Origin of the sequence: Rhizobium sp. ERR 942 (assembly GCF_007828395.1) — a bacterium.
GTDB classification, from domain to species: domain Bacteria; phylum Pseudomonadota; class Alphaproteobacteria; order Rhizobiales; family Rhizobiaceae; genus Rhizobium; species Rhizobium dioscoreae.
In genome coordinates this window covers 24,656-47,993 of record NZ_VIUA01000006.1, presented here as the reverse complement: position 1 = coordinate 47,993, position 23,338 = coordinate 24,656, and the positions used below count along the sequence as shown (strand labels likewise).

23 protein-coding genes and 1 pseudogene are annotated in these 23,338 nt (G+C 56.5%); 11 read left to right on the top strand and 13 right to left on the bottom strand.

Annotated features, from left to right (window positions below; genetic code table 11):
- Nucleotides 1-296: 296 nt before the first annotated feature.
- The 3 genes from FBZ97_RS23490 (at nucleotide 297) to FBZ97_RS23480 (ending at nucleotide 3,046) form a co-directional block, all read left to right on the top strand.
- Nucleotides 297-617 carry a hypothetical protein gene (locus tag FBZ97_RS23490; RefSeq protein ID WP_140828234.1) on the top strand — a complete coding sequence of 107 codons (321 nt, stop codon included), beginning with the start codon at nucleotides 297-299 and terminating at the stop codon, nucleotides 615-617.
- Entirely contained in the window at nucleotides 610-792 is a 183-nt protein-coding gene (locus FBZ97_RS23485) for a hypothetical protein (RefSeq protein ID WP_145322171.1), read from the top strand. Before FBZ97_RS23490 ends, FBZ97_RS23485 begins: the two co-directional genes overlap by 8 nt.
- A gap of 433 nt (nucleotides 793-1,225) precedes the next feature.
- Entirely contained in the window at nucleotides 1,226-3,046 is a 1,821-nt protein-coding gene (locus FBZ97_RS23480; RefSeq protein ID WP_145322169.1) for a protein rep, read from the top strand.
- A 156-nt stretch (nucleotides 3,047-3,202) separates the two neighbouring features.
- On the opposite strand, the gene FBZ97_RS23475 is transcribed toward FBZ97_RS23480, so the two are convergent.
- Nucleotides 3,203-4,105, bottom strand: coding sequence for a Kiwa anti-phage protein KwaB-like domain-containing protein (locus FBZ97_RS23475; protein WP_186449539.1), 903 nt, complete (start codon nucleotides 4,103-4,105; stop codon nucleotides 3,203-3,205).
- Nucleotides 4,068-4,712 (bottom strand): hypothetical protein, encoded by a 645-nt coding sequence (locus FBZ97_RS23470; RefSeq protein ID WP_145322165.1) that lies wholly within the window; start codon nucleotides 4,710-4,712, stop codon nucleotides 4,068-4,070. The genes FBZ97_RS23475 and FBZ97_RS23470 overlap by 38 nt, the downstream gene beginning before the upstream one ends.
- A 118-nt stretch (nucleotides 4,713-4,830) precedes the next feature.
- Between FBZ97_RS23470 and FBZ97_RS23465 the strand changes: the two genes are divergently transcribed.
- Nucleotides 4,831-6,090 carry a plasmid recombination protein gene (locus FBZ97_RS23465; protein ID WP_145322163.1) on the top strand — a complete coding sequence of 420 codons (1,260 nt, stop codon included), beginning with the start codon at nucleotides 4,831-4,833 and terminating at the stop codon, nucleotides 6,088-6,090.
- Nucleotides 6,083-6,463 carry a putative Ig domain-containing protein gene (locus FBZ97_RS23460; protein WP_145322161.1) on the top strand — a complete coding sequence of 127 codons (381 nt, stop codon included), beginning with the start codon at nucleotides 6,083-6,085 and terminating at the stop codon, nucleotides 6,461-6,463. The genes FBZ97_RS23465 and FBZ97_RS23460 overlap by 8 nt, the downstream gene beginning before the upstream one ends.
- A gap of 76 nt (nucleotides 6,464-6,539) precedes the next feature.
- On the opposite strand, the gene FBZ97_RS23455 is transcribed toward FBZ97_RS23460, so the two are convergent.
- From FBZ97_RS23455 to rsmI, 11 genes and pseudogenes are all read right to left on the bottom strand, one after another.
- Nucleotides 6,540-6,872: a hypothetical protein gene (locus FBZ97_RS23455; protein WP_145322159.1), complete on the bottom strand. Its 333-nt coding sequence runs from the start codon at nucleotides 6,870-6,872 to the stop codon at nucleotides 6,540-6,542.
- Nucleotides 6,873-7,063: 191 nt separating this feature from the next.
- A complete protein-coding gene (locus tag FBZ97_RS23450) occupies nucleotides 7,064-7,816 on the bottom strand; it encodes a hypothetical protein (protein WP_145322157.1) in 753 nt (250 codons plus the stop codon).
- A 101-nt stretch (nucleotides 7,817-7,917) separates the two neighbouring features.
- Nucleotides 7,918-8,847, bottom strand: a complete 930-nt coding sequence (locus FBZ97_RS23445) for a reverse transcriptase family protein (protein WP_145322155.1) — start codon at nucleotides 8,845-8,847, stop codon at nucleotides 7,918-7,920.
- Nucleotides 8,837-9,136, bottom strand: a complete 300-nt coding sequence (locus FBZ97_RS23440) for a helix-turn-helix transcriptional regulator (RefSeq protein ID WP_145322153.1) — start codon at nucleotides 9,134-9,136, stop codon at nucleotides 8,837-8,839. Before FBZ97_RS23440 ends, FBZ97_RS23445 begins: the two co-directional genes overlap by 11 nt.
- Before the next feature lie 601 nt (nucleotides 9,137-9,737).
- Nucleotides 9,738-13,109, bottom strand: coding sequence for a type ISP restriction/modification enzyme (locus FBZ97_RS23435; protein ID WP_145322151.1), 3,372 nt, complete (start codon nucleotides 13,107-13,109; stop codon nucleotides 9,738-9,740).
- 392 nt (nucleotides 13,110-13,501) lie between these two features.
- Nucleotides 13,502-14,140: pseudogene (locus FBZ97_RS23430) on the bottom strand (magnesium chelatase domain-containing protein); the annotation flags it as partial.
- A gap of 191 nt (nucleotides 14,141-14,331) precedes the next feature.
- Nucleotides 14,332-15,279 (bottom strand): glutathione synthase, encoded by a 948-nt coding sequence (gene gshB, locus FBZ97_RS23425; RefSeq protein WP_145322149.1) that lies wholly within the window; start codon nucleotides 15,277-15,279, stop codon nucleotides 14,332-14,334.
- An 89-nt stretch (nucleotides 15,280-15,368) separates the two neighbouring features.
- Nucleotides 15,369-15,872: a cupin domain-containing protein gene (locus FBZ97_RS23420; protein ID WP_113329924.1), complete on the bottom strand. Its 504-nt coding sequence runs from the start codon at nucleotides 15,870-15,872 to the stop codon at nucleotides 15,369-15,371.
- A gap of 98 nt (nucleotides 15,873-15,970) precedes the next feature.
- A complete protein-coding gene (locus FBZ97_RS23415) occupies nucleotides 15,971-16,966 on the bottom strand; it encodes an endonuclease/exonuclease/phosphatase family protein (protein WP_145322147.1) in 996 nt (331 codons plus the stop codon).
- Nucleotides 16,967-17,066: 100 nt separating this feature from the next.
- A complete protein-coding gene (locus tag FBZ97_RS23410) occupies nucleotides 17,067-17,447 on the bottom strand; it encodes a YraN family protein (protein WP_246661832.1) in 381 nt (126 codons plus the stop codon).
- Complete coding sequence (gene rsmI / locus FBZ97_RS23405; protein ID WP_145322145.1) at nucleotides 17,440-18,348, bottom strand: 16S rRNA (cytidine(1402)-2'-O)-methyltransferase; 909 nt, start codon at nucleotides 18,346-18,348, stop codon at nucleotides 17,440-17,442. Before rsmI ends, FBZ97_RS23410 begins: the two co-directional genes overlap by 8 nt.
- A 252-nt stretch (nucleotides 18,349-18,600) precedes the next feature.
- Here rsmI and dnaN point away from each other — a divergent pair, with 252 nt between their 5' ends.
- The 6 genes from dnaN to FBZ97_RS23375 all read left to right on the top strand — a co-directional run bounded on the left by dnaN (nucleotide 18,601) and on the right by FBZ97_RS23375 (nucleotide 23,183).
- On the top strand, nucleotides 18,601-19,719 hold the full coding sequence (dnaN, locus tag FBZ97_RS23400) for a DNA polymerase III subunit beta (protein ID WP_113329920.1): 1,119 nt from the start codon (nucleotides 18,601-18,603) through the stop codon (nucleotides 19,717-19,719).
- Nucleotides 19,720-19,880: 161 nt separating this feature from the next.
- A complete protein-coding gene (gene pmtA, locus FBZ97_RS23395) occupies nucleotides 19,881-20,474 on the top strand; it encodes a phospholipid N-methyltransferase PmtA (RefSeq protein ID WP_145322143.1) in 594 nt (197 codons plus the stop codon).
- A gap of 19 nt (nucleotides 20,475-20,493) precedes the next feature.
- Complete coding sequence (locus FBZ97_RS23390) at nucleotides 20,494-21,081, top strand: histidine phosphatase family protein (RefSeq protein WP_145322141.1); 588 nt, start codon at nucleotides 20,494-20,496, stop codon at nucleotides 21,079-21,081.
- Between the two features lies 1 nt (nucleotide 21,082).
- Nucleotides 21,083-21,775, top strand: a complete 693-nt coding sequence (gene pyrF / locus FBZ97_RS23385; RefSeq protein WP_113329917.1) for an orotidine-5'-phosphate decarboxylase — start codon at nucleotides 21,083-21,085, stop codon at nucleotides 21,773-21,775.
- A 27-nt stretch (nucleotides 21,776-21,802) separates the two neighbouring features.
- Nucleotides 21,803-22,090 carry a DUF1330 domain-containing protein gene (locus tag FBZ97_RS23380; protein WP_015338538.1) on the top strand — a complete coding sequence of 96 codons (288 nt, stop codon included), beginning with the start codon at nucleotides 21,803-21,805 and terminating at the stop codon, nucleotides 22,088-22,090.
- Between the two features lie 112 nt (nucleotides 22,091-22,202).
- Nucleotides 22,203-23,183: a complex I NDUFA9 subunit family protein gene (locus tag FBZ97_RS23375; protein ID WP_113351375.1), complete on the top strand. Its 981-nt coding sequence runs from the start codon at nucleotides 22,203-22,205 to the stop codon at nucleotides 23,181-23,183.
- Nucleotides 23,184-23,338 lie beyond the last annotated feature (155 nt).

Sequence of the window (23,338 nt, the reverse complement as noted above, 5' to 3'; positions counted from 1 at the left end):
CTATCGCCTGTGTCCAAACTTGGCGTGGATTTGAACGAACGGACTTTCACCGCCGTGCAGGTGGCTCTGAAAGTACATGCGGCCCTGAACCGGTCGTGTTTTTCCGCCGTATAGGCGGCTCTTATTCCCTGCGTCAGCAGGGATGTCCCGCTTCTGTCATCGACAGTGGCCTTTCTCTGCAAACGCAGAGTCAGGGAGCGCATTCGTGCGCTCTCGCTTTCAACTATCATCAGCAACTCTGCTTCCCGTCTCCACGGGAAGGGGCGAAGCCTTGCCAAAATTTGGAAAGGGAGACCATGTTTCACCAGATTGCTACGAAGGTCGAGGAAATCGCGACCGGTACACCACTTGAGCAAATAAAGGGCTCGACCACCGTCCGCGTCGCTGTTGGTTTGATTGTCGGCAAGTGCCTCACCAACGTCGAGTTCTCTGATCGACAAGCCTGGGAGATGTTGGATGAGGTCCAAAAGAAGGCCGTCGTTCATCATAGACCGAAATCCAAATATGCCAGATGGCTCGCCAAGGAAGAGGCTGAAGACAGACGCCTTACCGAGGAGCTGCGAAAAGAGGGACGCCTCACTGTGGTTCTCTCCGATGGGACTGTTCTGAATGGCTGAGCTGGATTTCCTCGAACTACTTGAGCGCCACCGTACGGAACGACTGGCTGCGTTGGTGAAAGATCAGCCGCCCGAATTTTGGGCGGCTGTCGGCGAAAAGCTCGATAGCTCCCCTGACGAGACCATCACTATGGATGAACTTATGGGGCTGCTGCGTGAAAAGGATTTGGATTGATGTTCAGACAGCTTTCAAAGGATGACCGATCTATCCGTCACGACAGCGTATATTTGGAGATTGGGCAGTGCGTAGCCGCTGTTGCGCGTGGCACGCCGATCCATGATCTCCAATGCTCATCCACTATCCATATGGCGGTTGCCTTCATTGTCGGGGCCAGGGTCTGGAACGCAAACTGGAGCGACGAGGCTATCTGGCGGATGCTCGATAGATGGCAACGTCTCGCGGTCTTTGACCATGGTGTTCACCCGACATTCGCAACCGTAGCACTCGATGATACTCTCGGCGTCTGATCGATTGACGCCGAAAGTTTTTCCTCTGACCATAAAAAAACACCGCGTCACAGGGCTGGAACCCTCAGCGGTGTTTTCGACTATTGTTTAATAAAGATGAACAAAAACATGTTTGTTGTAAAGCTCCCATTGACGATTAAGTGAGCGCCGGGCTGGCAAAAAGCCCAGCCCAAAACACACCGACAGACGATTTTCAAAAAAGAAATGTTGACATTAATCGGAAGCCAGAAGTTTCCGGTCGCCGCAGGTCAAATGACCGCGCCATTTCAAAGCTATTCGACGATCTCCCAACTGCACCTGAAATCAATTCGTTCTCCGGCGGCGAACGGGCTATTCGTGCTGCCGTTTCCAAGAATCTAGAGGCCGACAAAGCAAGGCCGCAGGCCGCGCAGAACGGGGCCGAAAAGGCCCGTCTCGATAAAGGAGACGCTACGTTGACACCTTCAGGTGACGGCGTGGGGGCTCCGCAAAAGGAAGAGACCGAACAAAGGACATCTAACGACAGTCGACAAATCCAGAGATGGAGACTGAAGCACACCGTCGCCAATGTCCTCCGTGCGGCAATGCCAGCAGGAGGGAAAACTCCGGGGGTCTGCAAATGTGGCACGGCGAAGCGTTGCGAAGACGGATCGGAAGCCCCGTTTGTAACTTTCTATAATCAGGATGGCAGACCGGGCATTCGGGGCGTCTTTTATTGCGACAGCCCTTGGCTTTGCCCGACTTGCGCGCCCCGCTGCGCTGCTAAACGGGCTGAGAGCGTCCAGCGGGTTTTCGACGCAACAGAGAGGAAAGGCGGGCAAGTCGTTTTCATCACCTTGACGGTTCGGCACGGTCCAGAGGACGAGCTGAAGGATTTGAAAAAGCTCGTGACCAACGCTTGTACAAAGGTGCGTCAGGGCAAACCTTGGGCTTTGGCCGTCAAGCGTCACGATATCCAGGGCGTATTGGTTGGCCCGGAGGTGACGTGGAGTATGAAGGCTGGATGGCATTTTCATCTTCACCTGGCTGTCCCGATGATCGAGAAGGACGACGGCGTGTCGACCGCCGAAGAGCGTGCGAAAGCCGCTGGTGAATGGATCATCAATCGTTATTTGGCGTATATCCAACGCGAAGGCGGTAACGTCCAGCGCCGGTACTATGGGGAAAAAGACGAGCCCACCGCGCTTCGCGAAGCTCAGGACGTGCAGGTCGTTTGGCGTCGTGAAGACCTCGCCGACTATATTGCTAAGGGGTCCGGGGCATGGGAAGTTGCCGCCGCTGGTGCGACGAAGACCCGCACAAAAAATCGGCGGATCGGCGGCATGACCCCATGGGACTTGGCAGCGCGGGCTGGACGCGGCGATAAGATCGCGGCAGCAAAGTTTGCCGAATATGCAAGCGTTATGCCCGGAACAAGGTCCTGCATCATCACAAAGGCCCTGGCCGACAAACTCGGCATTCAGCCAGATGCGGATGGAAAGGAAGGCGAAGGGGAGCCCGATGACGAGGACAACGGCACTATCGTTGTCGGCAGTCTGGAAACGAAGCGTTGGCATCGGGTACTGCGGATGGGCTATGCGCCTGATGTGTTACGAGCAGTTGGACATTGCCAGCCCTGGCAAGAGATTGACGGGATGGTGCGGCGTTTCCTTGGCGAGAAGGAGGAGGAGCCGGTCAAATCGCCGGAAACGCAGCAAATGGAACGGGACTTCGAGCAGATACAGCGGGAGCCGTTGCCGTCGCATCCCGTGATGCTGCCGCCTAAGTTCCACGCGCCAACGCTGGGTGATCTGATCAACGAGATTGAACAAGTGGCCGTGTTACAGTTTCGCGGCAGCAAAGGACGGGCGGTGCAGGCAGTGCTCGACGCGCACCGGGCTAAGGCCGACGCCATGGGCGCACCGGATGACAAGGGGCGTCCGAAAGGGTTGCCATGTGTGTTTCCGCCGTTTGCGGAAATCTGGCAAGCACTCGCGGCGTAGCCTCCCCGGATATGGAGGGGTCTGCCGGAAGGCTCTCGATGAAATCGTCCCTCGGAGGAGGTCCCCGGCAAGGTCCGGCTGAAGGTCCCTCCATGGAATGGCCGACGCCTTCGAAGAATGCGTTAGTCGGTCACTACAGCTTTGCTACCCCTGAACTCAAACTTGAACCGCATCAGGAACGTCGTATGTGTTCCCGGAAAATCCTGAACGTAACCGATGATCGAGGAGAGCCGTTAGAATGTCTCGACATGTCTCCGGCGTCGGGACGATCTTCCCGTCAGCATCGAAGACAATGTTAAGCTCATACTCCGCGAAACGAAGCCGCAGATTACTCATGAACGCCGCATCTTTATAAAACGATTTCGAACGGATCGCAGACATGCGGCGCAGTTGAAGCCGATTTGTACCGACGAACTCGCTCAACGGTGCCAAGTCAGAAAAGACCTCGGCAAACTCTGCCTCCGCCTGCATTTCAGCAAAATCATTCTCATGAGCAGCTCGATAGTTCAATATTGTTTCAAAGTTTCGTTTGTCAGAAACAAGCAACTCGCCGTTGATGCAAAAGAAATCAAATGTCCTGTGGATTTTGAATCCGTCGTCTTCAGCGAGGTCAAGTTCTCGATCCTTGTAGATAGCCGTTAAAACACTGGTGGCTGCTTTGGTTCTCCACGATGGATCGGTTCTTCGCGCGGCGAATACCACCTGCCCATCCCGAACAAATCTAACAACATAGAATTTGGCGTTGCGCAGTGTTTTCACTGAGCGTGTCTTGCGTCCATTGGTAACCTGGCCAATCGCCTCAGCGATCACATGCACATCGGTTTCGTCAGAAGGAAGCGTCAGGACGCTTTCTTCGTTGTTCTGGGCAAGAAGACTATAATCTTGCTCCTCTGAAAACCCTTGGAGCTGAGACAGAAAAACACGTTTTAGCTCTTGATCGAGGTCGTCTGTTGTCTCGATCCAATGGCCATTGACTGCTGGAATCGTACCTTTGAACGTCCAAAGTGTTAAATCGGCTTCCTCAACATTGAACGCTTTGAGGTTCGCGAGTTCCGTCATGAATCCCCCCTTTCCGCCTTTCCTTTCGCACGACCATGACATCTTGAATCGCACCGTACCGGACTTCGTCCCCAGCATTTAATTCGCTGTCAGCTAAAACAAGACAATCGTGCTCAAAGCTTTCCCCATCATGCTTGAACGTCACATCGTACAATCTCCAGTCGAGAACTATCAAAATTGGATTCATTATTAATTGACCGGATTTGTAGGTAATCCAGAAAATCCAAAATAGGAAAACAATCATTCCAACGAATTTACTTTGCTCTGAGTATCCAACCCCCATAAAAGAAACGACATAAGGCAGCGTATAATTCATCAACTCCGTTGGGACGTATTTAGCTTTTATGATTTCTAATTTTCTCTTTGCTTTCGTTAGACGAAATATCAATAAAGTTGCAAGCAAACTTAAAAGGCAAAAGACAAATATCGAAAGTGATATCTTCGGATTCGAAAACGGGAGGGTACAACGTCCGGGTTCGGTAAAAATTTCTGCGCAGAATTCTCGTGATAGGTACTTGTATTCAAAATCCTGTGCCAACAGGATCAATGATAGCGGGAAGTAGGAACCAGCAAAGATAACGATTGCCGCCCATAGCCTCAACTGCATTGCCCATCCTCCCTATCGACCAGTTGCACAACTTCTAGCTATCTTCAAGTCCCGCCTTCGCTCAACGTGGTTTCTTGCAGCCAACGCCGCGATCCTTTTGCCATACAAGGAGATGGCAATGGGCTACCAGTTCGTACACCTCGAATCTTATTCAAGGAAACCCGACGCCAAGGGCCGTGGTACCGATTTTGTTTTTGCAGAGGCATCTCGCAAGCCGGAGTCCTCGGTTCACGTTACGAGGCCTGCGCCTCCCATTGTCGTTTTTGGCGTTGGCATAGATCAGACACAGGAACTGCATGATACATCCGTGGCGTCTGCCTGCGTCGCGGTGAAAGGCGGCAAGAGCCGAAAAATCCGGCAAGATCAAAAAACCTTGCACACGGTTGTCGCCTCGCATCCTTTCACTATGGACGAAATCCGCGCCGATCCCAGCAAGCGGAGGGAGGCTGAACAATGGGAGCGCCGGACCATTGCGTGGTTGCAAGACCAGTACAGCGACGACCTGAAATCGATCATCCGCCACGAAGATGAATCCCATTATCACCTCCATGCGTATGTCCTGCCGATCTCTGATCCAGAATTGAGAGCCGCAAAGTTTCACCCTGGCGTCACCGCCAAACGCGTCATCATGGACACGGGCGGCAAGGTTGATGAGGACAAGAAAGCTCTCTTAAAACGAGCGGACGCAGCCTATAAGCAAGCGATGCGAGAATGGCAGGATAGCTATCATCAGGCGGTCGCTGTCCCATGCGGATTGACGCGGCTCGGTCCTCAACGCCGCCGCCTGACGCGTGACGAGTGGCAGCGGGAACAGGTACAAGCGAAAGCCCTACAAAAAACAGTTCAACAAGCACGGAAGGTCAAGGCGGACGGCGAAACCTTTATCGCCAAAACGAAAGCTGACGCCGCCACGGTCGCCGCCGATGCTGCTCGCCAACAGGAGGCTGCTCGTAAAGCTGCTGCCGCTGCGCTGGCTGCGCAGGATCGCGCACGGCAGGAGCAAGAGCACGCGCGGGCGGCGATGATCGATGCCGAAAAATATAGCGGCTGGGCCGGTCGCCTGCGGGCAATTTGGGACGGATTCCGTAAATCAAAACTGGTCGAGCAAATCCGGTCTGACCTTTCAGGTGAAATAGGCCGTTGGCGTGACAAGGCAAAGGATGCCGAGCGACGGCAGCTTGAAGCCGAGCTTCAGCGCTTCGAAGCAGAGCGGAAGGCAAGAGAAGCACAAGACGCAGCGATGCGGGCTGGAATCGAACGCGACCGGCTACGGTCGATGCTTTCACCTGTCGCCGACCAGTCCACGCCAGACCTTTCACCTGCGCCAAAGCTGGTTTTGAAACCCAATTTTGCAAAAAAGGAAAAACGTGATGCTTAAACTGATATTTGCCGCCACGATTCTAATCGCGTCCAGCGCCTCCGCTGGCGAAATCGTCTGGCGGTCGCCAACAACTGGTACGCTGACCGCATCTGATCCTGTGCCGCCCCTGGAACCGGCGCAACCTGCTTTCGGAATCCGTTACGAGCCGATTAGCGTTTCCGGTGGTATGTCGGTGCTTATCAAACCTGTTGGTGATGTTTCAGGTTATTCGTTTTCAGTGTCGCAGCCATTGCCGCCCGGCCTTCTCTTTGACTCGGCGACCGGCAGAATCGTCGGTGTCGCAGCGGTCACGGGAAACCACGATATCACCGTCCGCGCAACGAAAGACGGTTTTTACGTTGATTTGGTGGTGTCGATGGCCGTTTCGTAATGCGCTCTGCGGCTAAGAGCGTGGGGGCGGTGGCGGTGTCGTCGGAGCCGCCACTGCACCTCAAACAGAAGTGCTTTTAGGAAGCAAGGCGTGGACCGCATAGCAGGTCCACGAGTGCCAATAGAGCACAACGCTTCGCCTCGTGTTCTGTATCGGCAAAAGCTGGTGGGAGGATTACATCCAATATTTCAGTCGATTCCTCGTTAAAGCCCACGAGTGCGGCGATCCAGTACACGTATTTTCCAAAGTTGGGCAGATACTCGAATTCCAGTATGAATTCATCTATCTCGCAGTAGCCGTCATGTGGACTGCTGCGCTTTCCGTATGCGTCTGTCCAATCCTTGCCTCCTGCCCAGTCAATCTTGTTTACAAGATGATCGATTTTCGCTGATCGCATCGCATCCGTCATTGCCATACCTCTTATTCGTCAACGCAGATGAAAAGCAACATTTGAGAATAAAATGTCAATACGCTAAAAAACCTTCTAAATTTCAAATAGAAATGTTGACACTACTTTCCCTAAAAAGAATTCCTTTGCGTGAGTAATTTAAATCATGCGCGTAATTTTTAACGATTTGAAATTTCGCGATAAAGGAGTTCTCACGGATCAAAACTTTTTTCGTTGTCATCCGGTTTTTTATCATTTTTTGCCTTCCGCGCTTCCTCGGCGGCCTGCTTTTTGTGTTCCTCCCAAACGACGGCGCGACTTTGGAAATTTCTCACGATGTCCGCGCTCAACGCCGCACGGCAGTGCAGCAGGTCGAGCGGATTGACCGCATAGACTTCATCCAGATACTGGTGAGTCTCGGGCGGTGACAGGAGCTTGAGGCCGGTCAGGGCGTCCGGCTGATAGCGCTGGTCCGTCAAGTCGTTCATGATCTCAGTCAAGAACGGTTTGTAGCCCCACTCCTGATATCGCGTTGGGAAATGCACGCGTTCTGGATCGGCTTCCCATTCTGCTTTTAGCTCTGCTTTGCGACTCAACCGAATGCCGCGCTCCTCCAGCATTCGGTTCCACTGCTCATAGGAATAGCCGTCGCAATGGTCATCATTGCCAGGGGCGGGTGCAAAGTCCTTGTTTGGGTCCGGCGTCCATTCTGCCGGGTCAGTAATGGGATCGGGGCGGTACGAAATCGAGCGTGTGAACGCTGCAAGAAGGGATTCCTGCATCGCCAGCACAGCAAGCAAGAAAAGCAACAGCATGCGTTGACGCCGTTTCCGCGCCTCTTCGATCTGACGGCGAAGCCGTTCTATGCGCCTGCGGTACTCGTCCTCGCGCCGCTGCCGTTCACGGCGGCGTCGTTCTTCGCGCTTGTTGACTCTCAATTGTTGGGCGGGCGTAAGTTGTTGCATGGCGGTCTTCCGAAATCCTACGCCGAGGATTTCCACTAATCATGCAAGACACCATATGCGTTTAGGTCGGCAGCTTCTCGCAACTTCGACCCACAACGAACTCAATTCGCGTTTTCGACCTGCTTACGCTGGGCTAAACGGCCCTGTATTTGATTGAAAAGTTTGGCAAGCTCTTTCTTTTTGGTTTCGCTCTTGTGCTTTTCGACAAGCTCGACCAGCTTCTTAAGCTGCCGATTAGGTAGTTTCAGTTGGCCATTCCGAACGATCACGCCGGTGATGTCGGCAGGACGATCAAGAAGGCTTAGTTCCTTTTCTCGTTTCAGCCGAAAGCCGTTTTTATGGATTGTCTTCTTGACCTGCCAAATTAGTTGACCTGGGACATTCGCACCGGAGATCGTTATGTCATCCGCATAGACACTCAGAACGCACCCCGCATTTTCGACTGTGGTCGCTATATCGTTCCACATCACCATGTTACAAAAGTAAGCCAAGATCGGGCTACACGGGGAACCTTGGGGCAACCGCTCCTTGTCAGTAGTTAGAGCAACCAAAATCGCAGCGACGTCCGGCGCGCATTTCATCTCTGTACGAAAAAACCAAGCCACCCTGTCGGCCCGACAACTCGGAAAGTAATCTGCTACATCTAAGAGCCAGAACGCACGGCTGCCGACGTGCCGCCGCGCATTGTCAACATAGGAAAGTCCTTTAACCGGGCTGAACAAAAAACTCGGTGGCTCTATTCGCGAAAGCAGATATGCGATCCGTGCTTGCAGCCTTTTCAACGATGGAATTGGGATATCAATCGGACGGTAGTTGGCTGCCTCTTCCGGCGGTGGTGGCTGTGTCAGCCATGGTGCCGTATCACTGTCCTTCGGTTTCCAACGGTTTTTGTATCGAACTTTCGTGGCAAGCACATTCTTCAAGTCATCAGGCGAACACAGCAAGACCTCTGCGAGCCTTTTCTTCGTCGTCACATTGTATAAAGCACTATCTTGTAGTTTATAGAAATGACGCTGCTGCTTAGGCGGCATGAGACGAGTTTTTCTCGATAAGTTGCAAGAAGTTTATTACCTTAGTGGCTATATAAGCCTTGGCCTTTTTACCTTTTTCCGCGTCCTCGATGTTTTCTGCGAAAAACATAATAGATGAAACGGGGATGCCAAAATTTTTCGAATACCGTTCGATGATCTCCAGGGAGGGCGTCTTGGTACCACTCTCGATTTCGGACAAATGGGATTTTGAAATCCCCAATTTTTCGGCTAGCTCGACTTGCTTAAGGTCGTGAAAAACCCTGATTAATCTCAAGGCCTCGGACAACATGATACGCTCCTTTCCTTGTAGATATTAGGTTAACGGCTTATCACGACGATCCGAAGATATCGTGGCATACACGCCAAAGGCGATATACGGTCAAAGCTGCCCGAAAAGCGAGCTTCAACATTCGCGGACTTCGGAGCTGTCTCCAACTCCACCGGAGAAACTGTTTCCAGTTTCTCTTTGTTCCGCTCCTTAGCCGCTGCTGCTGGCGATCACTTTCTTCTATAGACATAATAGTTCCTTCTGTTTGCCCTCGGGACCATCCCTGAGGGTCGTCGCCAAACAGAATCGGAACCAGCAGCACGCACCTTCTACCTAGAAGCAACCCGCTCGTCGGGGTTGCTTCTGCTTCGCCCGCCGTCGTCGTCCCCTCCTCGGGGCCTCGGGCGGCCGGGTAAGATCAGAGGACACAAAGGCCCTCCACGGCACTCGCTTACGCGAATGGCCTGAAAATGACGACTTCTTCCGCTCGTGATCTAGAGAGATATATAGCTATAAGATGTTCGACAATCAAGAACTATGTTCGCTAAAAGCGAATTTTTTTACCTCTGCCGCATCTTTCATACAATAAAGAAGGAGTCCCTCGGCCGGAACCTAGCCCTTTTCACGCGTCCTCATCTTCTTCATCACCTTCGTCGATATCGTCATCGACTCCCATCAGCTCAAGCAAGCCTCCAGCCGTGCTGACCGACCCCGGTGCTTTGCGTTCATCCGCATGAGGCGTCGGCAGTTCGGCTGCAGTGAAGCAGGTTCCAGCCACCACTTTATCGAGCACGTTCTCAAGCTCGGGCTCCATTGCAAGGGTTGCCTCCAGCACCCACAACAATTCCAGGAGTTCGTCGCTCATCCGTGCGGTCCACCGTTCCGGGCGGATGTCATCCAAAGGGGAAGACTTCTTGCCTGCACGTTTTTTCATCCGGTAGCCCAGCCACGACTGCACCACCTTAAGGCCCGATACCTCGAACTCCCAGACCTTCGCTGTGACGGGGCCGAACCGGCCATCACCAACAGTGATTTCTTGAGTAACAGGATCATAAGTATAAGCGTCTGGATAACTAGCCGGATTGTCAGACACGCCCTTGATAACTTTGGACGTCCCTGGCACGATTTCGTCGCCGCGACCCGTGCCGCGAAAACGTTCGGCGTAGGTATGCAGCCATATAAGCTTACGGCCCAGGCTCGCGGCTTCAGCGAAAGTTGCACTGTCTTTGGTCAAAGGCACGCGCGGACCGGGGGTTTCGAGTTCATTCCAGAAACGGCGGCTATAGGACTGCCCGCCAAGGGTTGCGTAGACATAGGCGGCAAGGTCCTCAGGTGAGGGGGTAGTGCCATAAACTTCGCCGATAGTTGTCAGGAGCCCTCCGGTCACGTTCGGCTCGCTGCCGCTGGCATCGCGGTAGAGTGGAATGACATCTTTGCCACCGCGCCCGCAGAACACATCAAGGTCCGGCAAATCGGAAGTAGCAACAATCGCCGCACCGACGCCCAGCATTTTAGTCATCAACGCCGCGAAGAACAGATTTTTATCCCCACGCGCATTCACGAGTGGTGGACGTAGGTAATCGCCTAGCCGATTGTCTATAAATGCATAGTGTCTATCAAAAGAGCGGTAACAATATCGCTCTACACTCGGGGCAGGGTCACCTGACGCAATGTCGACCAAAGGCCCCAGGGAACTTCCAGAAAAACTATCGTATTTCTTCTGAATTTTCCTGTCTCTTGTTTCTTTGAAGAGCTTCTTTCGCTTTTCAGCGGTAGAGTGGCGGAATTCGTTCCAACGCTTTTCGAGGACGTCTTTATTTTCTCCGATTGGCCAAACTCGCTTGAACTGCGCTCCGCTATGTTGCCAGGGGAAAATATCTGTCAGTTCCGGCCAAAGGAAATATGACACATCCGACCTCGGATAGAAGGGGTCCATCCAGCCATCAGACACGTCTTCCCAAGGAAGCGAGGAGATATCTCCAAGCCCGTCCAGGATGTCGAGTTTCCCTTTGCGATCCTCCGCCTCAACACGCAGATATTTTACGGTAGCAGGACTGTCTATATTTCGTTCTTTTGCGCGGACGCCCAGTGCAATTGCAACCGGCGTCTGAATATTGAATACGTTGGGTGTTTTCCTTGTGCCAAGGAGGTCGCCGCCCAGATTGATTATATACAGTTCGTCAAATTCCCTCCTCATATATTCCCGCATGCCAACAAAAGCTGGGCCACCCAGGAAACTTGACGCGGTTATAAAAGTAATTATCCCCCCGCAATCTTGCTTCTCAAACAATCTCCAAAGTGCCCAACGCCAAAAATATACATAGTCGTTGTAAAGATTCTTTAGATGCACTCCGGAACCTGCTTTAGTTGCAGGATCGGTGAAGTCCTTAAATATTGCACGCTCCCCCTGTGCATCTATTTTTGCGCCGCCCTTTATTTGATCCCCAAAGCGAACCCAGCCACCTTTGCGCTGCGTAGTGGTATCATCCGGGTCAATCTGCTGGCGATCATACGGAGGATTGCCTAGGCACACGAGGATGTCGCCGCCCTGCTTGACCTTTCTTGCAGCTTCATGTTCTTGCGTTAGCGCCTTATGGGTAAGGTCAAGACCGCCTGGTGGCGCTTTGTTTGGGCTCTCCAGCGTATCCGCTAGATAGATGTTCAGCCGCTTCGCGAGCTTTTCCTCTGGGTCTTCCGCCGCCTTCGCATCATTCATCGCACCTTCCAGCGCCTGCGTCAGGCGAAGATGGGCAACGGCATATGGACCTACCAATACTTCAAATCCGTGCATATTCTCGGCCATTTGACGGGCACGAGCAGGAACCGCGCCTGAACCTGATCTAGCTCTCACCTTCTCTAGCCCATGCTTCACCGCTGCAACCGGATAAGTTCCAGTGCCAACTGCTGGATCAAGAAAAACAACCCCATCGTCAGCAAAGCCCAGCTTCTTACCAAAACGCTTTTCCAGCAGTTCTGAGGCCAGGCGTACTTGGAACTCGACAACTTGGCGCGGCGTGTAATAGACCCCGTAGTCTTTCCGCAACTTCGGGTCATAAGCTGCAAGAAAATCTTCGTAGAAGTAGAGCCACAAATCGGGCTTGGACTTCAGGAAATCGTGCGGATTGAGGGCTTCAAGCGAACGCTGCAACATCTCGAAGCCGACAGCCAGTTCATCGCGCGCGGCCTTCTGGCCCAAGAGTTCTAGGGTTCTAGCCAACAAACCGTTGTTCTTGTCCAGTGTCTTTGCCGCTTCCGCAGGTTCTAGCTTAGCCGCGCCGGAGAGCCGGGCCAGCAGCATCGCGTAAGTCACAGTCTGGGCGTACGCATCGGCGAAACGGGCGTTGTCTGCGGCAGGGAAGAAAAATTGTCTCCACTCGTTCGCTAGAAGTTCGACAGCTGAACCGGATTGGTCGAGTGCGCTTTCTACCTCGGACCGGAGGAAACGACTTAGTGGAGCGAGGTATCTGGCAAGGCCGGATGGCGTATGGGGGACGATAGGTTGCCAACCGAGAAAATCTCGGAATAGACGCCCCAGGTCCTCGGAATTACCCTTTGTTGCTGCGGTCCTACCTACCTTCGTAGGGTCGCCGTCCAATTTGACGATGGGCTGTTCTACGGGTCTCTCCCCCGTCCTATAGAGAGCCCATTCCCTCCCATCCGTGTAGATTAGGTTGGGCAACCCTTTGAGCTTTTCCCATTGTTTCTTGTTATGTTCACCCGTGAGCTTCGGCGCATTGGCCCCAAGACCGGGAGCCTTCAATTCAACGTATCCGCAGATTAGCCCCCCCACATAGATCGCTATGTCAGGTCGGACCTTGTGGTCTGACAGATGGGTTTCTGTGCGGGTTTCAACGGTTAAGTGATACTTAGAACCGGTCACCTTGAAGAGGTCAGCAACAAGGGGCTTCAACTGATCCTCAGGTGAGGCCGAACCCGGCAGCGCGAACTTAGCTGTCAACGCTTCAGCGAAAGCCTCTAAAGTTTCTAGTTCCATTTTTCCCTCAACACCCGAAGTTGCTTAAGCAGCAGTAGCAGGCAACCTCGAACTGCGGAATCCCTGTGAGGCCGCGAAGTGTGAAATTCACTGAGCTTCGGTAATCGGTCGGCGTATGCACCAACCTATGAAAAAGTATCGCGACTGACAGCGGCTACGTCAAAACGTGGTAGAGAGCGGTGACAACTCCGGCAAAAATGCCAGTCAAAAACGCCCCCCCTCGCGCCCATTGCCAAGCAGCAAACTCTGCCCACGAAAGCGATGCCTTCCACTCTTTGAAAGCTCGCCTTTGCTCGTCTTCGTACGCCTGATCTGTGCGCCAGCCCATGCACAATCCAATTCGCAGATGTGAATCTATATTTTTCAGTATGTTATATGCAACACAATGGAAACAAATTATGGCCACCGGCGGCCGCAACTTCCAGAGCGCGTTTGGCGCTTTCTTGCCCCTTGATATCGGCAAGATCGGGTAGGTTGGCGGCATTGGCGCGGACTGACGGTTCCGGCCGTGACAGGACCTGCGTGCCGCGAAAGTGGTTGGCGAGCGCAATCAGGCTGCGCGGCGCCAGAATATCGATCTCCTTGCCGGCCCAGGCCGCTTCCGGTCCGCTTTCGGCCGGGCAGATCAGCCCCTTGCCCATGGCATTGGCAGCGATCGCCGCGGGAAGAGCGCCGGCAACGGGCGCGATCGTGCCATCGAGATTGAGTTCGCCGATGACGGTGTAGGAGGACAGGGCATCGGCTGGGATCGCACCGAGCGCCGCCATTAGACCAAGCGCGATGGCAAGATCGAAGTGACTGCCCTCTTTGGGCAGATCCGCCGGTGCGAGATTGACGGTGACTTTCTTCGGCGGCAAGGCAAGGCCAGAGGCGTGTAGTGCTGCCTGAACCCTCTCACGGCTCTCCGCGACAGCCTTGTCCGGCAGACCGACGATATGCATCAGCACCTTGCCCGGCGCGATCATCACTTGCACTTCGACGGGTACGCCCTCAATGCCCTGAAATGCCACCGTACTGACGCGCGCTACCATTCCCTATCCCCTGTCGCCGAACCCGTTTGCCGTTACGTGCCCCGATCAGCAAACTTCGGGTTGCAATCTGGCATAAGACAAAGAATGAAACAAGAACAAGAAACGAACAAAAATTTCACCCCGCATATCGAAATCAACGACATGCGGGGTGACTAGATCGTTCAGCCGAAAGCGTGGCGGGGAACTGCCGATCAGGCTCGCTTGGCCTCGATCGCGTCCCAGAGCAGGCTGGCGATATCGGCGCCACCGAAGCGCTTGACTTCGCGGATGCCAGTCGGCGACGTCACGTTGATCTCGGTCATGTAGTCGCCAATGACGTCGATGCCGACGAGCAGGAAGCCGCGTTCCTTAAGTGCCGGTCCAATGCGCTTGCAGATTTCCTGTTCGCGCGCTGTTAGCTCGGTGGCTTCGGCGCGGCCGCCGACATGCATGTTGGAGCGGGCGTCATGCTCTGCCGGCACGCGGTTGATCGCGCCCACAGCTTCGCCATCGACGAGGATGATGCGCTTGTCGCCCTTGCGCACGTCAGGCAGGTATTGCTGGGCAATGAAGGGCTCACGGAAGAGCTGGCCGAACATTTCCAACAGCGACGAGAGATTGCGGTCGTCACGCGTCGAGTGGAAGACGCCGGCGCCGCCATTGCCGTAGAGCGGCTTCAGGATGATATCGCCCATTTCATCGCGGAAACGGCGGATTTCAGCCGGATCGCGGGTGATGAGCGTCTTCGGCATGAGATCGGCAAATTCGGTGACGAAGATTTTTTCCGGCGAGTTGCGCACCCAGGCCGGATCGTTGACCACGAGCGTTTTCGGATGGATGCGCTCGAGCAGATGCGTCGAGGTAATATAAGCCATGTCGAATGGCGGATCCTGGCGCAGCAGCACCACGTCCATGGTGGAAAGATCCACGCGCTCCGGCTCGCCGAGCTCGAAATGATCGCCCTTGACGTCACGCAAGATCATCGGCTCGACGGAGGCATAGACCTTGCCGTCGCGCATGCTCAGCCGCTCCGGCGTATAGTGGAAGAGCCTGTAGCCCCGGTTCTGCGCCTCGAGGCTCATGGCGAAGGTGGAGTCACCCGCAATGTTGATGCTTTTCACATGGTCCATCTGGACCGCAACATTCTTGATACCAGCCATAGTCAGCCCTCGCTCGGATTTGCGGACAGATGTAGGTCGGCCTGCATCCAAACGCAACGGCTATTCAATGGCTTCCCTCAAGTGGCCGCTTAGGCAGCAAGGCCTTGTGCGCCGCCCTGGCGGACGAAGTTGCGCAGGCGATAAGCCATGGTCAGAGGCTTCGGGAACGGCTTGCGCAGAAAGGCAACCTTGCGCAGGTAGCGATCGATGCGCCATGTCGCCCAGGTGCCGCCGGCAAAATAAGCGACATCGCCGGCGCTGAGCGTCCGCTCGACGCCGTCTTCCGTGGTGATATGCACCTCGCCCTCAAGGATCATCACCGTTTCGTCCCAGCCGAAATACCAGCGGAACTCGCCCGCGGTGCAATCCCACAGCGCCGTCATTGCGGCATCGTCCTGCCCCCGCGAGTGCTCGGCGATACGGGCGACCGGATTACCCGACAAAACCCAGGAGGGTTCGATCGGCGATGGCTTCATTTCCATTTCGTTGCTGGCGCCCGCCACGAAGCTTTTCGACTGCGGCATCGCGAGCACAACCGGCGCGGCACGGGTGGCAAAGGCCGCCATGCTCGCCAACATCAGTTTCAAGACCATGCAATCCCCCAAAATTCCATGTGCGTCTGCGATCTCATCGCATGGAACGGGTAAGGGGAAAGTTCATGAAACCGAGCGCATTTTAACGATTGCAGCGATCAGGCGGAAAAACCCTCGATTGTGCAGACGACCATATCGTGGTCGGAGAGCGGCTTGCCTTCTCCGTTCAGGGAGGAAACAAGGTGGCTTTCGCCGATCTTCAAGCCGCGGGTGATGAACCAGTCGAGTTTCATGGCGCGATCGGGAAAGCGCGTGATCAGGCTCGGGCGCGTGCTCGTCTGATCGAGCGGCCCGCCATGGCACTCGAAGCCTCGGCCTTCGGCCATGGCGAACAGCGTATCGGTGGAGAAATCGCCGCCCGTGTGATTGCCGGTGTTGAGATCGCCGCCGATCAAGATCGGCAGATCGGGTGCGAAGGCCTCGACTTCATCGATCAACGCCGCCAACTGCCGCTCGCGATAGGCTGCGGTTGCGACGCTCTCAAGGTGAACGGAAACGGCGATCATGGGACCAGCTTCCGTCTCAACAATGGCGCCGACAGCGCAACGATCGCCAATGCGCGGCTGCTCGTTGCTGTCATTGAACCAGACGGCCTCGCCGGGCAGACGGATCATGAAGGCATCCTTTAGGGCGACGGAGGCCATCAGGGCGTTGCCATGAAAGCCCTTCTCGTTGAAATCGTCCTTGCAGTAGGAGCGTTCGATTTCCGAACCGAGACTGAGTTCGAGGAATTCGACACCATAGGCGTAGTTCATGCCGAGTTCGCCGGCGATGATCGCCGTCGGGTCGCGCTGCTCGGTGCGGGCCATGCCATAATCCATCTCCGACAATAGGACGAGCAGCGCGCCGGTTTCCCGCAGCTTGGCCGCGCTTTCTTCGGGAAAGAGGCAGCGCTCCAGATTCCAGGCTGCGACGGTAAAGGGGAAGGAGAGAACCTCGACCTTGGCATCCGCCCCGCCGACGCGCACCGTATTCAGGCAGGCGAGCGATGCAAGCTTCTCGGCGTGAACGACCGCGGTCCTTTCGAGTGAAATAAAGCTCTCGCGCTCTTCCTGCGAGGGAACGGTGAATGCGGAAACGATGTTGCGGATCATATTGAAGCCTGTCAAAATAGCATTGTGAGCGCGGCGGAAATCGCAAACGCTTATCGGTCCGGCAATAGGCTGATTTTATGACGGTCCTGTAACGCCGTGTTCAAAACGCATCCGGAAAATGCTGCGGCCAGCGGCCGGGCAGCATGGCGACGATGTCATAGCGTTGCGACAGGCGGGCAAAATCCGGCTGTCGGGCGAGCCATAGGTCGCTCGCAGCACGGATGCGGTTTTGCGACGAGAGGGAAACTGCATCGATCGCCTCCTGTGCGCCGCGCCGCGACTTGACCTCGACAAAGATGGCGAGATCACCCTTGCGGGCGACGATATCGATTTCACCGAGCTTGGTGCGGTGGCGGACGGCCAGGATGCGATAGCCCTTGAGCATCAGGAAGGCGGCCGCGAGATATTCGGCCACATGGCCGCGACGCCAGGCCTTTTGCCGCTTCAGCTTCTCGCCGGACCCGGGCTTCATATCAGCCATGGCGCTCCTTCATGTCGAGCAGGCGCTGGTACAGCTCCTTTCGCGGCAGGCCGGTGAGGCGCGCAGCCTCGGTCGCGGCCTTGGCTGTCGGCATCGTCCCTGAGAGATCGGCGAGGATGGCATCGACATCGGCCTCCGCCGCAACGCTTTCCGCCGGCGGTCCCACAAGCCAGACGATCTCGCCCTTTACATTATCGACTGCGTCATAGAATGACGCGAGTTCGGACAATGTGCCGCGCCGGAATTCCTCGAAGGTCTTCGTCAGCTCGCGGCAGACGGCGCCCGCGCGCTCACCGCCAAGCACATCGGCGGCGGCGGCAAGGGTGGCGGCAATGCGATGCGGCGATTCAAAGAAGATGAGGGTCGCCGGTACGGCTGCCAGTTCGGCCAGACGGTCGCGGCGGCCCTTGTCCTTGGCAGGCAGGAAACCGGCGAAGAAGAAGGCATCGTTCGGCAGGCCGGAGCCGACCAGAGCCGCCAGCGGTGCGGAGGCGCCGGGAATGGGCACGACCTTGTATCCCGCTTCGATCGCCTGCAGCGCAAGCCGATAGCCGGGATCGGAGACAAGCGGCGTGCCGGCATCGGAGACCAGCGCAACAGATCGGCCGGCCTCCAAAGCCTGCAGAAGCCGCGGCCCGGCCTCATCGGCATTGTGCTCGTGGTAGGCGTAGGGCTTGTTCTGGATGCCATAGCGATCGAGCAGGACGCGCGTCACGCGCGTATCCTCGCAGGCGAGCACATCGGCACCAGCCAGCGTCTCCAGCGCCCGCAGCGTGATGTCGCCGAGATTGCCAATCGGGGTGGCGACCAGATAGAGCGCCGGTTCGAGAGGACGGGCCGGGATCTGATTGTTGTGCAGGCGGAAACTGCGCGCTCCGCTGCCTGATTGATCTTCGCTCATGCCGGTCCTGAATTCATCTCGGATAAGCAGCCTTTATGGGCGAGGTGCGCACAGACGGCAAGAGCGGTGCAATTCCTGTGGAGCATTGCCGTCGAAATGGCGAATTGGCGCTAGGCAAAACGTCTATGCCTCTTGCATTCGGATGGAGAAGTCTGCCAAGTTGCCTGTCCAATCTTTCGGGCCTTGTCCGAAAACATGTCGCTCGGGCGCCTCGGGCCGCCCGGCTAGTCACGGTCGAAAGCGGTAGCATCCATGCGTATTACAATTGAGCGGTCGAACCTCCTGAAGTCGCTGAACCACGTGCATCGCGTGGTCGAGCGTCGCAACACGATCCCGATCCTGTCCAACGTGCTGCTCAAGGCCGATGGCACGAACCTCGACATGAAGGCGACCGACCTTGACCTCGAAATCACCGAGGCAACGCCCGCCAATGTCGAACAGGCAGGCGCCACCACGGTTCCCGCGCATCTGCTCTACGATATCGTGCGCAAGCTTCCCGACGGCTCGGAAGTGCTTCTCGCCACCAACACCGATGGCAGCTCGATGACGGTTGCCTCCGGGCGCTCGAAGTTCTCGCTGCAATGCCTGCCGGAATCCGATTTCCCGGATCTCACTGCCGGCAGCTTCAGCCATTCCTTCAAGCTGAAGGCGAGCGATCTGAAGATGCTCATCGACCGCACGCAGTTTGCGATCTCCACGGAGGAGACGCGCTACTATCTCAACGGCATCTTCTTCCACACGATCGAAAGCGGCGGCGACCTGAAGCTCAGGGCCGTCGCCACGGACGGCCATCGCCTGGCACGCGCCGATGTCAGCGCTCCCTCTGGCTCCGAAGGCATGCCCGGGATCATCATCCCGCGCAAGACGGTGGGTGAACTGCAGAAGCTCGTGGACACGCCGGATGCGATCGTGACCGTCGAAGTCTCCGACGCGAAGATCCGCCTGACCATCGGTTCCATCGTCATGACCTCGAAGCTTATCGACGGCACCTTCCCGGACTATCAGCGCGTCATTCCGGCCAACAATGACAAGGAAATGCGGGTCGATTGCCAGACCTTCGCCCAGGCCGTCGACCGCGTGTCGACGATCTCTTCGGAGCGCGGCCGGGCTGTGAAGCTAGCCCTGTCTGACGGCCAGCTGCTGCTGACCGTCAACAATCCGGATTCGGGCAGCGCGACCGAGGAAGTCGCCGTCGGTTACGAGATGGACCCAATGGAAATCGGCTTCAACGCCAAGTACCTGCTCGACATTACCGCGCAGCTTTCCGGCGACGCAGCCATATTCCTGCTGGCCGACGCCGGCTCGCCGACGCTCATCCGCGACACAGCTGGCGACGACGCGCTTTATGTGCTGATGCCGATGCGGGTGTAGCGAAACTAAAGCGCCCTTCATGCGTTTAACCTACGCAAGGGCGCTTTTATTTGGTCTTTTGTCGATTGCGACATTTTCTCTTGTTATTGCGTCACTCCGTTGCAAGATCCTAGAGAAGCAATATGTAAGTCGCGACGGTAACATCTGATGGGGGGGAGAGCATGGCGCTGCGTCTCAAGGAACGGCTAGGCAAGAAGTTCGACGAGGAGATCCGTTTCTTCAAGGGCATGATGCAAGGCCCCAAGACCGTCGGCTCGATCGTTCCTACGTCGTCGATCACGGCCCGCAAGATGGCTGGTGTCATCAACCCACAATCAGGTCTGCCTGTGCTGGAGCTTGGGCCGGGAACCGGGGCGATCACCAAGGCGATCCTCGAACGCGGCGTAGAGCCCCAAAATCTCGTCGCCATCGAATATTCCACGGACTTCTACAATCATCTTGTCCGCCGTTATCCCGGCGTCAATTTCATCAATGGCGACGCCTTCGATCTCGATACGACGCTCGGCGTACTGCGTGGGCAGACCTTCGATTCCGTCGTCTCGGGCATTCCTCTCCTCAATTTCCCGATGAAGGCGCGCGTCGCGTTGCTGGAAAGCCTGCTGGACCGCATGCCGGCCGGCCGGCCGGTGGTGCAGATCTCCTACGGCCCGGTCTCGCCGATCATCGCCAAGCCGGATCGCTATCATATCCGCCACTACGACTTCATCGTCCGCAATATTCCGCCGGCCCAGCTATGGGTCTATAGCCGCGGCTGAGGCAATCGCTGAGAGATCCATGTACGCTCTTTATATTACGCATCCGCAGGTGCGCATCGACGCGAATGTGCCGGTGCCGCAATGGGGCTTATCCGACATTGGCGCCGAGCGGGCGCGGCTGGCGGCAAGCCGGCCTTGGGCGGGCAAGCTGAGCCTCATCGTCTCAAGCGGCGAACGCAAGGCGATCGAGACGGCCGAGGCTCTGGCGACGGCAAGCGGTGCGCCGATCGAGGTCATCGAGGCCATGCATGAAAACGACCGCAGTGCCACAGGTTTTCTGGCGCCGCCGGAGTTTGAGAAGGCAGCGGACTGGTTCTTCGCCAACCCGCATGAGAGCTTCAAGGGCTGGGAGCGCGCCGTCGATGCACAGGCGAGAATCGTCTCCAACGTCGAGGCCGTTCTTGCGCGGCACGATCCGAACGTGCCGATCGCCTTCGTCGGCCATGGCGGCGTCGGCACGCTGCTGAAATGCCATCTGGAGGGAAAGCCGATCGCGCGGCAGGGGGATCAACCGCCAGGGGGCGGCAATCTTTTCTGTTTCGATCTTGCGAAGCGCGCCGTCTCATGCGACTGGACACCCATGGAAGATTGGATGGGATGGGCTTGATATGACCGCACGCGACCGCTTGATCGTTGGACTGGATGTTCCAAACCTTCAGGAGGCCGAAAAAGTGGTCGGCGCCCTCGGCGACGATATTCTCTATTACAAGATCGGCTATCAGCTCGCCTTTGCCGGCGGCCTAGAATTCGCGCGCGACCTTGCCGCCAGCGGCAAGAAGATCTTCCTCGATATGAAGCTGCTCGACATCGACAATACTGTCGCCTCCGGCGTGGAGAACATCGTCAAGATGGGCATGTCGATGCTGACGCTGCACGCCTATCCGAAAGCCATGAAGGCGGCTGTCGAAGCGGCGAAGGGCTCCGACCTCTGCCTGCTCGGTGTCACCGTGCTGACCTCGATGGACGAAGGCGATCTCATCGCCGCCGGTTACGAATATGACCCGCATACGCTGGTGCTGCGCCGGGCCGAACAGGCCCATCTGGCCGGCATGGGCGGCATTGTCTGCTCGGCCGAAGAGTCCGCCGCCGTCCGCAAGATCATCGGGCCGGATATGGCGCTGGTGACCCCCGGCATCCGCCCGGCAGGGAGCGATAAGGGCGACCAGAAGCGCGTGATGACGCCGGCCGCTGCCATCAAGGCCGGCTCCAGCCATCTGGTCGTCGCACGGCCGATCGTCAAGGCGGCCGATCCGAGGCAAGCCGCCCACGCCATTCTCGCCGAAATGGACGCTGCACTTTAAACCACCACAACAATCCGGGAGGTCGATATGGCAAAGGGATATTGGATCGCGCGCGTGGATGTCCGCGACCCCGAGCGCTACAAGGACTACGTCGCCGCCGCGAAGCCCGCCTTCGAGAAATACGGCGCGAATTTCCTGGCGCGCGGCGGCGCGTTTACGCCGCTCGAGGGACAGGCACGCGGCCGCAACGTCGTTATCGAATTCCCGTCGCTGCAGCACGCCGTCGATTGCTACAATTCGCCGGAATATCAGATCGCGGCCAAAATCCGGCAGCAGGTGGCAGACGCGGAAATGGTCGTTGTTGAAGGGGTTTAAACCCTTTGAAAAGCGGCCGCTGCAATGCAGCGCGATAGCACTTCACCTCGGCGCGCGGATCGGCTAAGACGAAACCAGATAAGCCCAATCAAAGCCTTTCGAGGAGCCTGCCATGACCCTGTCCAACCTCCCGCCGCTCGTCACCGTGTTCGGAGGATCAGGTTTCATCGGGCGACACACCGTGCGTGCGCTTGCCAAGCGCGGCTATCGCATCCGTGTCGCTGTTCGCCGCCCCGATCTTGCCGGTTTCCTGCAGCCACTCGGCAATCTCGGCCAGATTTCGATCGTCCAGGCCAATGTACGCTACCGTAACTCCATCGACCGTGCCGTTGAAGGCGCTCAGCATGTCGTCAACTGCGTCGGCATCCTCGCTGAAAGCGGCCGCAACACGTTCGACGCTGTACAGGAATTCGGTGCCAAGGCGATTGCGGAAGCCGCCCGCAATGCGGGCGCTTCGCTGACGCATATTTCCTCCCTCAGCGCCGATGCCAATTCGCCCTCGGCCTATGCCCGAACCAAGGCACGCGCCGAAGCCGCCATCCTATCGATCAAGCCGGATGCAATCATCCTGCGTCCTTCGATCGTGTTCGGTCCGGAAGATGAATTCTTCAACAAGTTCGCTGACATGTCGCGCACCGCGCCCTTCCTGCCGCTGATCGGTGGCGGCAAGACCAAGTTCCAGCCGGTCTATGTGCAGGACATCGCGGAAACCGTCGCCCGCAGCGTCGACGGAAAACTGAAGGCCGGCACGACCTATGAGCTCGGCGGTCCGGAAGTGTTGTCCTTCCGCGAATGTCTCGAGACCACGCTTGCCGTCATCAACCGGAAGAAGTCGCTCGTCTCCATTCCGTTCGGCCTGGCTTCGCTGATCGGCTCGGTCGCCTCGCTGGTGCCGCTCATCAAGCCGCCAATCACCGCCGATCAGGTAACGCTGCTGAAGAGCGACAATGTCGTTTCCCAGCAGGCGGAAGCAGAAGGACGCACCCTGAAGGGCATCGGACTGCTGCCGACACTGCTCGTCTCCGTGCTGCCGTCCTACCTGGTGCGTTACCGTCCGCAGGGCCAGTTTACCGGCTCGGGCAAAGCCGCCTGACGATTCGGCCATCTCATGAAGTTCAAGCGCCGCACGGTTCTGCCGGGCGGCGTTTTTTGCTGCTCCGCGAAGGCAGGATCGTACTTTACGACGCTGGCGGAGCCGCGCCATTCACAGCTCAGCGTTGCTTAAAAGACGCAGTGCGGAAATAGTAG

Coding starts and splice junctions, on each gene's coding strand:
- FBZ97_RS23490 (WP_140828234.1), top strand. CDS start 297: ATGTTTCACCAGATTGCTACGAAGGTCGAGGAAATCGCGACCGGTACA.
- FBZ97_RS23485 (WP_145322171.1), top strand. CDS start 610: ATGGCTGAGCTGGATTTCCTCGAACTACTTGAGCGCCACCGTACGGAA.
- FBZ97_RS23475 (WP_186449539.1), bottom strand. CDS start 4,105: ATGACGGAACTCGCGAACCTCAAAGCGTTCAATGTTGAGGAAGCCGAT.
- FBZ97_RS23470 (WP_145322165.1), bottom strand. CDS start 4,712: ATGCAGTTGAGGCTATGGGCGGCAATCGTTATCTTTGCTGGTTCCTAC.
- FBZ97_RS23465 (WP_145322163.1), top strand. CDS start 4,831: ATGGGCTACCAGTTCGTACACCTCGAATCTTATTCAAGGAAACCCGAC.
- FBZ97_RS23460 (WP_145322161.1), top strand. CDS start 6,083: ATGCTTAAACTGATATTTGCCGCCACGATTCTAATCGCGTCCAGCGCC.
- FBZ97_RS23455 (WP_145322159.1), bottom strand. CDS start 6,872: ATGACGGATGCGATGCGATCAGCGAAAATCGATCATCTTGTAAACAAG.
- FBZ97_RS23450 (WP_145322157.1), bottom strand. CDS start 7,816: ATGCAACAACTTACGCCCGCCCAACAATTGAGAGTCAACAAGCGCGAA.
- FBZ97_RS23445 (WP_145322155.1), bottom strand. CDS start 8,847: ATGCCGCCTAAGCAGCAGCGTCATTTCTATAAACTACAAGATAGTGCT.
- FBZ97_RS23440 (WP_145322153.1), bottom strand. CDS start 9,136: ATGTTGTCCGAGGCCTTGAGATTAATCAGGGTTTTTCACGACCTTAAG.
- FBZ97_RS23435 (WP_145322151.1), bottom strand. CDS start 13,109: ATGGAACTAGAAACTTTAGAGGCTTTCGCTGAAGCGTTGACAGCTAAG.
- gshB (WP_145322149.1), bottom strand. CDS start 15,279: ATGGCTGGTATCAAGAATGTTGCGGTCCAGATGGACCATGTGAAAAGC.
- FBZ97_RS23420 (WP_113329924.1), bottom strand. CDS start 15,872: ATGGTCTTGAAACTGATGTTGGCGAGCATGGCGGCCTTTGCCACCCGT.
- FBZ97_RS23415 (WP_145322147.1), bottom strand. CDS start 16,966: ATGATCCGCAACATCGTTTCCGCATTCACCGTTCCCTCGCAGGAAGAG.
- FBZ97_RS23410 (WP_246661832.1), bottom strand. CDS start 17,447: ATGGCTGATATGAAGCCCGGGTCCGGCGAGAAGCTGAAGCGGCAAAAG.
- rsmI (WP_145322145.1), bottom strand. CDS start 18,348: ATGAGCGAAGATCAATCAGGCAGCGGAGCGCGCAGTTTCCGCCTGCAC.
- dnaN (WP_113329920.1), top strand. CDS start 18,601: ATGCGTATTACAATTGAGCGGTCGAACCTCCTGAAGTCGCTGAACCAC.
- pmtA (WP_145322143.1), top strand. CDS start 19,881: ATGGCGCTGCGTCTCAAGGAACGGCTAGGCAAGAAGTTCGACGAGGAG.
- FBZ97_RS23390 (WP_145322141.1), top strand. CDS start 20,494: ATGTACGCTCTTTATATTACGCATCCGCAGGTGCGCATCGACGCGAAT.
- pyrF (WP_113329917.1), top strand. CDS start 21,083: ATGACCGCACGCGACCGCTTGATCGTTGGACTGGATGTTCCAAACCTT.
- FBZ97_RS23380 (WP_015338538.1), top strand. CDS start 21,803: ATGGCAAAGGGATATTGGATCGCGCGCGTGGATGTCCGCGACCCCGAG.
- FBZ97_RS23375 (WP_113351375.1), top strand. CDS start 22,203: ATGACCCTGTCCAACCTCCCGCCGCTCGTCACCGTGTTCGGAGGATCA.